This window comes from Winogradskyella bathintestinalis (genome assembly GCF_030407435.1).
Taxonomy (GTDB): domain Bacteria; phylum Bacteroidota; class Bacteroidia; order Flavobacteriales; family Flavobacteriaceae; genus Winogradskyella; species Winogradskyella bathintestinalis.
On the sequence record NZ_JASDDK010000001.1, the window covers coordinates 478,978 to 491,806 of the forward strand.

Genomic DNA, 12,829 nt, shown 5'->3' on the forward strand with positions numbered 1-12,829 from the left:
ATCATGTACGGAGACATAAAGAACTACTTACAGCAAGAAATAGAATCTATAAAAGAAGCTGGTCTTTTTAAAGAAGAGCGCATCATAACCTCTCCTCAAGGAGCGGAAATAACCTTAAACACCGGACAAAAAGTTTTAAACTTCTGTGCCAATAATTACTTGGGGTTATCAGCGCATCCAGATGTTATACAAGCAGCAAAAGATACGATGGACACCCATGGATTTGGTATGTCCTCCGTACGTTTTATTTGCGGCACCCAAGATATTCATAAAGAACTAGAGCAAAAAATTGCCGATTTCTATGGCACTGAAGATACCATTTTATATGCAGCAGCTTTTGATGCCAATGGTGGTGTATTTGAACCTTTATTAACAAAAGAAGATGCTATTATTTCAGACTCTTTAAATCATGCCTCAATTATAGATGGTGTAAGATTATGTAAGGCAGCGAGGTACCGTTATCAAAATAGCGATATGGCCGATTTAGAAACCCAATTAATTGAAGCCAATGCTAATGGTGCACGCTTTAAAATTATAGTTACAGATGGAGTATTCTCAATGGACGGTTTAGTGGCACCATTAGATAAAATATGTGACTTAGCTGAGAAATATGATGCCATGGTAATGATAGACGAATGTCATGCTACAGGTTTTATTGGCGAAACAGGTATTGGAACACTTGAAGAAAAAGGAGTATTAGGAAGAATAGATATTATTACTGGAACTTTAGGAAAAGCTATGGGAGGAGCCATGGGAGGTTACACGACAGCTAAAAAAGAAATTGTCGAATTACTACGCCAGCGCTCAAGACCTTATTTATTTTCAAACTCTTTGGCTCCTGCTATTGTGGGTGCGTCTATTAAAGTGTTTGACATGCTTAAAAACGATACCACCTTAAGAGATAAAGTAGATTGGAATACAAAATACTTTAAAAAAGGAATGAAAGAAGCTGGTTTTGATATTATAGATGGAGATTCAGCGATTGTTCCAGTAATGTTGTATGATGCTAAATTATCACAGAATATGGCCAATAAGTTACTAGAAGAAGGGATATATGTTATTGGTTTCTTTTATCCAGTAGTACCAAAAGATAAAGCCAGAATTAGAGTACAACTCTCTGCCGCGCATAACCAAGAACAACTCGATAAAGCTATAACCGCTTTTATAAAAGTTGGAAAATCACTCAATGTTATCTGATATCCGAAAATTATTAATTCAAACACACGAATTTAGGGCGATGTCCTAATAATTTTATATATTTGTCTTTGTTAATAAAATTTAACATCATACTTTTACCAACAATTAACACTTAAAAATTAAAACTAATTTGAATATGAAAAATCTTAGCAGATTATTTTTTGTAGCAGTGCTTCTCGCAAGTTTCAGCACTTCTAATGCTCAAGACAAGAACAATCCATGGGCTATTACAATTGGCGCCAACGCCGTTGATCCATACCCTGTAGGAGAAGACGCACCTCAAGGTGACTATTTTGACGAATTCTTTAATGTATCAGATCATTGGAACATTCTTCCTTCGCTTTCTACGATCTCTGTATCTAGATACCTAAGTGATGGTTTTACCTTTACTGCTAAAGGTTCTTTAAACAAAATTGATAAATTCGGAACTAACACTGACCCAATGACTGGTGAGGAAACTACCAATGATGTAGATGACTTAACTTATTATGGTGTTGATGGTAGAATTTCTTATAGCTTAATGAATCTTATTAATTCTAACACTATCGATCCTTATATCGGTGTTGGTGGTGGTTACACTTGGTTAGATGAAATTGGAGCAGGAACATTAAATGGTACTTTAGGATTTAAATTCTGGTTCTCTGATAACTTAGGTTTAGATCTTCAATCTACATACAAGCACGCTTTCGAAGATTATTTACCAAAGCATTTCCAACATTCAGTTGGTCTTACGTTTAAGTTTGGTGGTACTGATACTGACGGTGATGGCATTTATGACCAAGATGATGCTTGTCCTGAAGAAGCTGGATTAGAAATCTTTAATGGTTGTCCTGATTCTGATAATGATGGTATTCAAGATTCTAAAGATGATTGTCCAAATACTGCTGGCTTAGCTGAATTTAACGGTTGTCCAGATGCAGATGGCGATGGTGTTATGGATAAAGATGATAACTGTCCTAACGTTGCTGGTTTAAAAACTTTAGCTGGTTGTCCAGATGCTGACGGTGACGGTGTTGCTGATGGTGATGATAACTGTCCTAATGAAGCTGGACCTGCTGCAAACAGTGGATGTCCTTGGCCAGATACTGATGGTGATGGTGTCTTAGATAAAGATGACAAATGTCCGGAAGAAGCTGGTACAGTTGCAAACAATGGTTGTCCAGAAGTTAAGCCAACTCCAGAGGTTATGAAAACTTTAAATGAATATTCTAGATCTATCCTATTTAATTCAGGTAAAGCAACTTTCCAGAAGCAAACTGATCAAGTATTACAGTCTATGGTAGCGATATTTAAAGAATATCCAGAAGCTAACTTTGCACTAGAAGGTCATACAGATAGCGACGGTTCTAAATCAATGAACCAAGCATTATCAGACAGAAGAGCAAATGCAGTTAGAGATTACTTAATTGCAAATGGAATTAGTTCTGAGAGATTAACTGCTAAAGGTTTCGGAGAAGAAAACCCAATAGCAACCAACAAAACTAGATCTGGTAAAAAAGAAAACAGACGTGTAGAAGTGAAGTTGAAAAACTAATCACAAACATCTCTAAAATATATTTTAAAAACGCTCCGAATTTCGGAGCGTTTTTTATTTTTATACAAGAAACGAATTCAATAGGTTTCATTATTTAAAATAATATAATTCTTAAAATAAGTGCCATGCTTTCTTTTATCAAAACTGTACTTATAGACCTCCAATCCAAAAACTTAAATTTTGAAGATTTAAATTTTATTCTTCCCAGTAAACGTGCTGGAGTTTTTCTTAAATATCATCTTTCAACAATAATAGAAAAACCCATTTTCACCCCCGACATTCTAAGCATTGAAGAGTTTGTAGCAGAATTATCAGGGTTAGAAACACTGCCTAATACAGACCTCCTCTTTAGATTATATGAATCGTATAAACATGTAACACCCGAAAACGAGCAGGATACTTTTGAGTCCTTTTCAAAATGGGCACAGATCTTATTACAAGATTTTAACGAAATTGATCGTTACCTTATTCCCCAAGAACACATATTCGATTATTTAAACGCCATAAAAGAACTTAATCACTGGTCTTTGGAAACTAACCCAACAGATCTTATAAAAAATCATTTAAAATTCTGGAAACAGCTTAAAAATTATTACGCCGCCTTTACTGATAACTTGCTACAATCCAAACAAGGTTATCAAGGACTTATATATAGAGAAGCGGTTAAAAACTTAGACGCTTACATTAACAATTCTACTAATAAAATTCATGTTTTTCTCGGCTTCAATGCTCTGAACACATCCGAATCGCTTATTATTCAAGGCTTACTTAAAAAGAACTTAGCACATATTTATTGGGACATTGATGCGGCATTTATCGACGATAATATTCATGATGCTGGTTATTTTACCAGACAACACAGAAATCAATGGACTTACTTTACATCTCACCCATTTAATTGGGTTACCTCTCATTATACCGAAGAAAAGAACATACAATCTATTGGAATTCCTAAACTTGTTGGGCAAGCGAAATATATCGGTCAGATATTAGATGAATTAACTAAAAGTAAAACTGAACTTTCAAAAATTGCCGTGGTTTTAGGAGAAGAACAACTCCTATTACCGGTACTTAATTCTATTCCTAAAAGCATTACAAAATTAAATGTTACGATGGGCTTAGCATTAGAATATGTGCCCTTAGCTTCCTTTTTTGAACTTTTATTTATCGTACACAAAAACAACCCAAGTCAATTATATTACAAGGATGTTATCAATTTATTAAGTCATCCTTCAATTTCGAGATTATTCGAAACAGAAACCAACAATGTTTCAAGTGACATTGTAGCCCACATTCAAACACACAATTTAGTATATCTTACTGTTGCTGATTTAAAACTGATTTCAAACTCTCATTCAGTTTATATTGACTTACTCTTTCAAACCTGGAATAATAATCCGGAAATCGCTTTAAAGACATGTTCAGAATTGATTTTTAAAATAAAATCGAAACTCGATAGCGACAAACAAAACCATAGCCTAGAATTAGAATATTTATATCGCTTTAACACCTTATTTAATCAATTAATTGAACTCAATACAGATTATAAATACCTAAATTCAATTGCAGCTTTAGAAACGATCTATAAAGAGTTATTAAGTACGGAGACATTAGACTTTAAAGGTGAACCTTTAGAAGGACTCCAAATTATGGGTATGCTAGAAACACGTGTTCTAGATTTTGAAACGGTTATAATAAGTTCTGTTAACGAAGGGATTTTACCATCTGGAAAGACAAACAATTCATTTATTCCTTTTGATGTTAAAATTGAAAACAACTTACCTACTTTTAAAGAAAAAGATGCTGTCTATACTTATCACTTTTATAGACTTTTGCAGCGTGCTAAAAACGTTTATATTCTATATAATACTGAAATTGATGTTTTAAAAGGAGGTGAAAAAAGTAGATTTATAACACAGTTAGATATAGAAAACATCCATAAGATTAACCACAAAATAATTTCTCCAGATGTTCCCATTATAGAACCAAAGACCGAAGAAATAAAAAAGACCCCTGCAGTTATGGAAAAAATAAAACTGCTATCTAATAAAGGGTTTTCCCCTTCTTCATTAACTAATTATATTAGAAACCCTATAGATTTTTATTATGAAAAAATTCTTGGCATTAAGGAATTTGAAGAAGTTGAAGAAAATATTGCTGCCAACACGTTAGGTTCTGTGATTCATAACTCATTAGAAGATTTTTACAAACCCTTGGAAAATCAGATTTTAACTATTGAGCATCTTAAAACATTTAAGAATCAGATACAGGATATGGTTACCAAGCATTTTGAAAAGCTCTACAATAAAGGTGGCTTTTCGAGCGGTAAAAATCTTATCATTTTTGAAATTGCACAACGTTATATCTCTAATTTCATTAATCAAGAAATAAAAAGTATTAGGCAAGGGAATGAAATTAAAATTCTGTCTATAGAAGCCGATAAAACCATAGATATTAAAATAGACGGCTTAGATTTTCCTATTAAGCTAAAAGGAAAAGTAGATAGGATCGATAGCTTTAATGGTATCACGAGGGTAATTGACTATAAATCTGGAAAAGTAGAACAAAACAAAGTAGAAATTACCGACTGGGAAGATATCACCACAGATTATGATAAGTACAGCAAATCCTTTCAGATTTTGTGTTATGCGTATATGATGTGGCAACAAAACCTTATACAGTTACCAATCGAGGCTGGTATTATTTCATTTAAAAACCTTAATGAAGGTTTTTTAAAATTCGGAAAAAAAGCATCGTCTCATGCCAGATCAAAAGATCAATTAATAACCGCCGAGACACTCAATAATTTTGAAGTAGAATTGAAAAACCTTATAATCGAAATCTGTAATTCGGAGGTAAATTTCACTGAAAAAGTACTCGACTAATGACAATTGATAAAAACATAATTCTAAAGAGGGATACTAAGAAACCGCTATTAATTGATGCGTTTTATGTTGAAGAAAAAACAAATCAATCTATTGTAATATTTTGTCATGGATATAAAGGTTTTAAAGATTGGGGCGCATGGAATGTTATGGCAGAACGTTTTGCTGAGGCAGGCTTTTGTTTTATAAAATTCAACTTTTCGCATAATGGTGGAACGGTTGAAAACCCAATAGATTTTCCGGATTTGGAGGCTTTTGGAAATAACAACTACACCAAAGAACTCGAGGATTTAAATGATGTTATCACCTGGACTCAAACTTACTTAAGTACCAATGCTAACATAAATAATACTAACATAAACTTAATAGGTCACAGTCGCGGTGGCGGTATTACCATTATAAAAGCATCAGAAGATACTAGAATTAGTAAACTTATTACTTTAGCGAGTGTGAGCGACTTCGGTCGTAGAATGCCGTCCACTAGAGAATTAAATACATGGAAAGAAAATGGAGTTAGGTATGTATTAAATGGTAGAACGAAACAACAGATGCCGCATTTTTATCAATTTTATGAAGATTTTGAAGCGAACGAAGAAAGACTTCATATTGAATCGGCTGAAAAACGATTGGAAATTCCACATTTAATTATTCATGGATCAGACGACACTTCCGTAAATATTAGTGAAGCCAAAGCTTTACACCAATGGAATCCTAATAGCGAATTTAGGATTATTGAAGATGCAGACCATGTGTTTAATACTAAGCATCCTTGGGATAAAAGTGAGCTATCTGATTCCTTAAACGAAACCGTTACTTCTATTTTTGAGTTTTTAAAATGAATTTAATCTTTTTTAAGACATTTAAACTAGGCGTAATGATTCAAGCTCTCATTTTCTCGTAAAGTAATTTTCCATAACATATTGCTTTTTTGTTTTAACAGATGAAATGGCTGTAAAAGCGTAGTCTTAGTTAAAGTTAAAAAAATAATAATTAATAGCCCTAAATTGAAGTAAAACCGGCTTTTATATAATGATGAAGTTAACTACCCAGCCATTGAAAATTAAACTGTAATAAAAAAGCGCATAATTACAAATGCGGTTTAAAATTCATTTGTAAATACACGCTTTCGTGGAGCATATCGGATTCGAACCGATGACCTCTACGCTGCCAGCGTAGCGCTCTAGCCAACTGAGCTAATGCCCCAGAATTATTTGCTTTCGCAAAATACGTTTATTTTAATCCACTCGGCACTAAAACGAACATTTTTGTACTAAAGACATATTTTTTAAAAATTCTATCCTATGTCCAAATTTAGTCGTAGAATCTGCGCATCGTCAAGCCGTGCATAAGAATTTTTGAAATTGATTTTTATAATGTACTAAAACGTACTAATATTGTTCTTATTAGCTATGAAATTTTCACAATAATGAAAACATAAAAAATGATACGTAAAGCTAACCAAAAGGATATTGAAACAATTATTAATGTCACAAAAGCGTGTGCTAAAGACATGATTGCTAAGGACATTTTTCAATGGAACGAATATTACCCAAGCCCGTCTGCTTTTCAGAATGACCTAAAGCGACGAGAGCTTTACGTTTTAGAAATTAATGCTACAATACAAGGATGTATAGTCATTTCAACATTTATGGATGTAGAATATGAACCTATAAAATGGATGACTTTAAACGATAATAATATTTACATTCACCGCTTGGCCATTCACCCAAAATTTCAAGGTAGAGGTTATGCCCAACAATTAATGGACTTTGCAGAGCAATTTGCTTTTGATAACAACTATAGCTCTGTTCGATTAGATACCTTTTCTCAAAACAAAAGAAATCAAAATTTTTACGAACTTCGCGGTTATAAGCGATTAGGCGATATCTACTTTCCAAAGCAAAGTGATTTTCCTTTTCATTGTTACGAATTGGTATTGTGAGCACGTCCATAACTTTAAAACAGATTAACAAATTAGCAATTCCGGCTTTAATTTCTGGAGTGTCAGAGCCTATTTTGTCTTTAACTGATGCTGCTATAATTGGTAATATGGAACAAAATGCTACAACGTCTTTAGCAGCAGTAGGTATTGTTACTACATTTTTATCCATGTTAATTTGGGTTTTAGGCCAAACTCGAAGTGCAATTTCTTCTATTATTTCACAATATTTAGGAGCAGGAAATGTTGAAGCGGTTAAAAATTTGCCCGCGCAAGCCATTTTTGTTATTACAGGTTTGAGTTTAATAATTATTGCCACGACTTACCCAATGGCTTCACAGATTTTTAAACTTTATAATGCTTCAGGCGACATTCTAGACTATAGTGTGAATTATTATCGCATCCGTGTTTTTGGTTTTCCTTTTACTTTATTTACTATAGCTGTTTTCGGAACATTTAGAGGACTTCAGAATACCTTTTATCCCATGTTGATTGCTATCGCGGGCGCGTCAGCTAATATTATTCTCGATTTTATTTTTGTGTATGGTGTCAACGACATTATTCCCGAAATGCACATAGAAGGTGCTGCCTATGCCAGTGTTATAGCTCAAATACTTATGGCACTACTTTCAGGTCATTATTTACTTAAAAAAACGGATATTCCTATTCTCGCAAAATTGCCCGTAAATCCTGAAATGAAAAAGTTCACGTTAATGATTCTAAATTTATTCATTAGAACTCTAGCATTAAATATTGCCTTATATTTTGGGACTAGTTTTGCCACTAAATATGGTGAAAATTACATCGCCGCTTACACTATAGCAATTAACCTGTGGTTTTTAGGTGCTTTTTTAATTGATGGATATGCGAGTGCCGGTAATATTTTATCGGGTAAATTATTTGGTGCCAAAGCTTATAGCAGCCTTATTGAATTAAGTAACAAACTCATTAAATATGGACTTATTGTGGGACTTTTAATTGGTGTAATGGGCGCTGTATTTTATTATCCAATAGGAAACATATTCAGCAATGATCAAGAGGTGCTCAATGAATTCTATAACATATTTTGGATTGTGCTCGCCATGCAACCTCTATGTGCTTTAGCTTTTATTTTCGATGGCGTTTTTAAAGGACTCGGTAAAATGAAATATCTCAGAAACGTTCTACTCTTTTCTACACTTATTGTGTTTGTGCCTATCGTTTTTTGGACAGATCAATTAGATTATAAACTTTACGGTATTTTTATAGCATTCACATTATGGATGGTCGCGCGAGGCTTACCATTAATTATAAAATTTCGTAAAACTTTTAAATCCCTAGCTCAAAACGGTTAAATTTGTGCTATAAAACCTAGTGCTACAGATGAATGTATTAGCTTCCATATTTCAAAATGTTAATATTGACGAAAAAATAAAAAATGCACCCGATAGCAGTTATGGCATTGGTGTGTTTATTGGTACACTCTTACCTTTTGTAGTCTTAGTGATTATAGCTTTTACTATTTATAGATATAATAAAAACAGAAATAAAGACATTTAATATGGATATACTTGGGTTTTTAGGCGGAAATGGCCTGTTTCTAATTTTAGGAATAGTGCTTATCATTGTTTATTTCTACAATAGAAATAAAAGACGTTAAAAATAACTATCGTGTTTTTAACCACCCTGTAATACTCAATCGTGGTGTGTTAACTGGCTTAACTTCGTGTTCTAATTCTTGACTTTCGAAAATAACAACTTTGCCAGGAAATGGGTATATTATTTTGTCTTCGTTATCCAAATATAAAACAAGTTCGCCACCATTTTCGGGTTTCCAATCCTCACTATTTAAATAACAAACAAATGATAATTTGCGTCTATCATCGTTCTGAAACGTATCTAAATGGCGTTTGTAAAATGTGTCTTTTGGATAAATAGCGTAATGAAATTCTTTCTGATTAATTCCTAAAAAACACGTACGATTAAGGTAATCTTTTAAATCATTAATTTTATTGAAAAATAATTCTTCTGCAAAGTTGATAACATTTTCATCGATCCAAAGAATAATATCACCACGTACCGCTTTTTTAACTAGCTCATTAGTTTTATTGCCAATAGCCGATTTCTTAAACGCGTCTTCTTCATATTTTAAAAGCAAGGAATGTCGCAAAGCAATAACTTCCTCTTCGGAAAAAAAATCATCAACAATACTATATTTTTGCGATGATATGTCTGAAATAACACGCTCGTAAAGCGAGTTTTCAACGAACGGAATAGCTTCAAAAAGACTACTCACGTTATATTAAGCCAAGTTTTAAAATCATAATTTCTAAAAAAAGTGCGCAAATGTAATCTAAAAAGCCATTCCTTTTACATTTATAATATCTTTGTACCATAATTTAGAATCGCATGAGCAAAATTCGCATTACAAAACAGTTTTCTTTTGAAACAGGTCACGCACTTTATGGTTATGATGGTAAGTGTAAAAACGTCCATGGTCATAGCTATAATTTATATGTTACTGTTATTGGAACACCAATATCGGATACAACCGATGTAAAATATGGTATGGTTATCGATTTTGGCGATTTAAAGAAAATAGTAAAGGAAGAAATAGTTGATGTTTTTGACCACGCAACGGTATTTAATAAAAACACACCTCATGTAGATTTGGCAAAAGAATTACAAGCTAGAGATCATAATGTGTTGTTAGTCGATTATCAGCCTACAAGTGAAATGATGGTGATAGATTTTTCTGAAAAAATTAAGCAACGTTTACCTAATAACATAAAACTACATTCTTTAAAACTTTCTGAAACAGCGTCTTCTTTCGCAGAATGGTTTGCCAGTGATAATGACTAAATCTAACCACATACAAATCGCAGAAGGAAAAAAAATTTACTTTGCTTCAGATAATCATTTAGGCGCTCCTACAAGTAAAGCGTCAAAACCGCGTGAAAAAAAATTTGTCGCTTGGTTAGATGAAATTAAACACGATGCTGCGGCGATTTTCTTAATTGGAGATTTGTTTGATTTTTGGTTTGAATATAAAACGGTTGTCCCAAAAGGGTTTACAAGAACTTTAGGGAAACTAGCTGAAATTAGTGATTCCGGCGTTCCTATTCATTATTTTGTGGGAAATCATGATTTATGGATGAATGGTTATTTTGAAGAAGAATTGGGTATTCCTGTATATCATAAACCTGAAGAATTTACTTTTAATAATACTTCCGTATTTATCGGTCATGGTGATGGTTTAGGACCTGGGGACAAAGGTTATAAACGCATGAAAAAGGTATTTACAAGTCCTTTCTTTCAATGGTTATTTAGATGGACGCATCCTGATATTGGCATAAAAGTCGGTCAATATATGTCTGTAAAAAACAAGATGATTTCTGGTGATGATGATGCTAAATTTTTAGGTGAGGACAATGAATGGTTAGCGATTTATTGCAAACGAAAGCTTGAAGAGAAGCATAGAGATTTCTTTGTTTTTGGTCACAGACACCTACCCTTAGAAATTAACTTGAACGATACCTCAAAGTACATCAACTTAGGAGATTGGATTCAATATTATACTTATGGGGTTTTTGACGGTAAAAATTTTGAACTGAAAACCTATTAATTCTGACTTGTTTTTACTTTAACAGAAGCGTAAGTAGACACTGAATAAGGTACCACAAAACATAAGCCAAGTTTCAACCAATTTACCTTTTCAAAATTTAGATGATAAAAAAGGTCACCTTGATTGATAATATTTAAGATAAAACCAACCACTATAGCGACTTTAATCGAAGAAATGACAATATCTTTTTCTAAAGCTATTTTAAGCAGTTTTAGAATCATGTTAGATGAAGTTTTAAAATCTATAGTCGGCAAAAATAATAAAAATGATAAGGCTTAGAAGTGATTTACACTTCATCTTTGTCATGTGCTTCAATATCCTTAGTCAGATCTAAATTCCGTAGCGCTTTGTTTTTAATACTCATTGTAGCCACAGTAATGAGCGTTACAGTTCCACCAAGTACAACGGCCAATGGCGCTCCAAATAATTTTGCAGCCACTCCACTTTCAAGCGCACCAAGCTCATTAGAAGACCCTACAAACATAGAATTTACTGCTCCGACGCGTCCTCTCATGTCATCAGGTGTTTTGAGTTGCAAAATGGTTTGACGAATTACCATAGACACGCCATCGCACACTCCAGATAAAAACAATGCAATAATACTCAGCCATAATAATTTGGAGGCCCCAAAAATGATCATAAAAACACCAAAACCAAATACGGAAATTAATAATTTTCTTCCGGTGTTTTTGGTAATAGGAATATAAGTTGTTGCTACCATTGTTATAATACTACCCGAAGAAAGCGCTGCATTCAAATATCCAAAACCTCTTGGTCCTGCATCTAACACATCTTTTGCAAATACCGCAAAAATGGCGACCGCGCCACCAAATAAAACAGCAATCATGTCTAAGGTTAAGGCGCCTAAAACAACTTTATCGCTAAACACAAATTTTAGTCCAACTTTTAGACTATCCATAACGGATTCATTTGTTTTTTTATTTAAAACGGGTTTCTTCTTTATCCCGAAAACGAATACTAAAGCCAGCATTACTAATGAAAATATTATACCAAGCGTATAATGAACGCCAATCCAAGCAATTAAAAAACCACCGCAGAGTGCTCCAAATACACTCGCGCCTTTCCAAGTACTACTACTCCACGTGGCTGCATTCGGATATATTTTTTTGGGAACAATAAGTGCTATGAGGGAGAATATAGTCGGACCAAAAAACGCGCGTAAGACTCCACCAAAAAATATTAATCCATAGATACTGTATAAAATATAATTCATTTCCCATGTGGATTCAATCTGATCTGATGTCAGCCAAAATAAACCAAAGCTAATTAAAGAGAATAGTGCTATACAGAGTGTAAATAGGTTTCGTTTTTCTTTTTTGTCTACAATGTGACCTGCAAAAGGCGCGAATAAAAAAGCTGGTAAAAATTCGCAAAGCCCAATAATACCTAAACTTAATTTATCATTGGTTAAAGAGTAGACTTGCCATTCGATAACAATAAATTGCATTGACCAGCCAAAAACTAAGGCAAATCTTACTAATAAAAAGATGTTGAATTCTTTAATTCTTAATGCCGCGTATGGATCGTTTTTTGCCAAAATTTTGCTCAGAGAATTAGTAGGTTTTAAATCATTAATGAAATGAAAGTCTAATAGGTCAGATATAATTTATATTCAATTGTTTAGCAAGCTAGTTTCTTGCTGCAAATTT

At 33.3% G+C, this 12,829-nt stretch carries 12 protein-coding genes and 1 tRNA gene; 9 read left to right on the forward strand and 4 right to left on the reverse strand.

Going from position 1 to position 12,829, the window contains the following annotated elements; genetic code table 11:
- Positions 1 to 3: 3 nt before the first annotated feature.
- The 4 genes from kbl (at position 4) to QMA06_RS01890 (ending at position 6,455) form a co-directional block, all read left to right on the forward strand.
- Complete coding sequence (gene kbl / locus QMA06_RS01875) at positions 4 to 1,197, forward strand: glycine C-acetyltransferase (RefSeq protein ID WP_290205156.1); 1,194 nt, start codon at positions 4 to 6, stop codon at positions 1,195 to 1,197.
- A 136-nt stretch (positions 1,198 to 1,333) separates the two neighbouring features.
- A complete protein-coding gene (locus QMA06_RS01880; protein ID WP_290205157.1) occupies positions 1,334 to 2,731 on the forward strand; it encodes an OmpA family protein in 1,398 nt (465 codons plus the stop codon).
- Between the two features lie 125 nt (positions 2,732 to 2,856).
- Positions 2,857 to 5,616, forward strand: a complete 2,760-nt coding sequence (locus QMA06_RS01885; protein WP_290205158.1) for a PD-(D/E)XK nuclease family protein — start codon at positions 2,857 to 2,859, stop codon at positions 5,614 to 5,616.
- Positions 5,616 to 6,455, forward strand: coding sequence for an alpha/beta hydrolase family protein (locus QMA06_RS01890; RefSeq protein ID WP_290205159.1), 840 nt, complete (start codon positions 5,616 to 5,618; stop codon positions 6,453 to 6,455). Before QMA06_RS01885 ends, QMA06_RS01890 begins: the two co-directional genes overlap by 1 nt.
- Before the next feature lie 290 nt (positions 6,456 to 6,745).
- Here the strand turns inward: QMA06_RS01890 and QMA06_RS01895 are convergent.
- Positions 6,746 to 6,819 (reverse strand) — tRNA-Ala (locus QMA06_RS01895).
- 238 nt (positions 6,820 to 7,057) lie between these two features.
- Here QMA06_RS01895 and QMA06_RS01900 point away from each other — a divergent pair.
- The 3 genes from QMA06_RS01900 to QMA06_RS01910 are packed head-to-tail and all read left to right on the forward strand — an operon-like array spanning position 7,058 to position 9,094.
- The gene (locus tag QMA06_RS01900; RefSeq protein WP_290205160.1) at positions 7,058 to 7,558 is read left to right on the forward strand and encodes a GNAT family N-acetyltransferase; all 501 of its coding nucleotides are present in this window, start codon (positions 7,058 to 7,060) and stop codon (positions 7,556 to 7,558) included.
- Positions 7,555 to 8,889, forward strand: a complete 1,335-nt coding sequence (locus tag QMA06_RS01905) for an MATE family efflux transporter (RefSeq protein ID WP_290205161.1) — start codon at positions 7,555 to 7,557, stop codon at positions 8,887 to 8,889. Before QMA06_RS01900 ends, QMA06_RS01905 begins: the two co-directional genes overlap by 4 nt.
- Positions 8,890 to 8,917: 28 nt before the next feature.
- Positions 8,918 to 9,094, forward strand: a complete 177-nt coding sequence (locus QMA06_RS01910) for a hypothetical protein (RefSeq protein ID WP_290205162.1) — start codon at positions 8,918 to 8,920, stop codon at positions 9,092 to 9,094.
- A 106-nt stretch (positions 9,095 to 9,200) separates the two neighbouring features.
- On the opposite strand, the gene QMA06_RS01915 is transcribed toward QMA06_RS01910, so the two are convergent.
- The gene (locus QMA06_RS01915) at positions 9,201 to 9,830 is read right to left on the reverse strand and encodes a 2OG-Fe(II) oxygenase (protein WP_290205163.1); all 630 of its coding nucleotides are present in this window, start codon (positions 9,828 to 9,830) and stop codon (positions 9,201 to 9,203) included.
- Positions 9,831 to 9,943: 113 nt separating this feature from the next.
- Between QMA06_RS01915 and QMA06_RS01920 the strand changes: the two genes are divergently transcribed.
- Positions 9,944 to 10,396 carry a 6-pyruvoyl trahydropterin synthase family protein gene (locus tag QMA06_RS01920; protein ID WP_290205164.1) on the forward strand — a complete coding sequence of 151 codons (453 nt, stop codon included), beginning with the start codon at positions 9,944 to 9,946 and terminating at the stop codon, positions 10,394 to 10,396.
- 10 nt (positions 10,397 to 10,406) lie between these two features.
- Positions 10,407 to 11,159, forward strand: coding sequence for a UDP-2,3-diacylglucosamine diphosphatase (locus QMA06_RS01925; protein WP_290205751.1), 753 nt, complete (start codon positions 10,407 to 10,409; stop codon positions 11,157 to 11,159).
- On the opposite strand, the gene nrtS is transcribed toward QMA06_RS01925, so the two are convergent.
- Together nrtS and QMA06_RS01935 are read right to left on the reverse strand one after the other, a co-directional pair.
- Positions 11,156 to 11,380, reverse strand: coding sequence for a nitrate/nitrite transporter NrtS (nrtS, locus tag QMA06_RS01930; RefSeq protein ID WP_290205165.1), 225 nt, complete (start codon positions 11,378 to 11,380; stop codon positions 11,156 to 11,158). The two genes, QMA06_RS01925 and nrtS, sit on opposite strands and share 4 nt — an antisense overlap.
- Before the next feature lie 65 nt (positions 11,381 to 11,445).
- Complete coding sequence (locus tag QMA06_RS01935; RefSeq protein ID WP_290205166.1) at positions 11,446 to 12,717, reverse strand: MFS transporter; 1,272 nt, start codon at positions 12,715 to 12,717, stop codon at positions 11,446 to 11,448.
- Between the last annotated feature and the right edge of the window lie 112 nt (positions 12,718 to 12,829).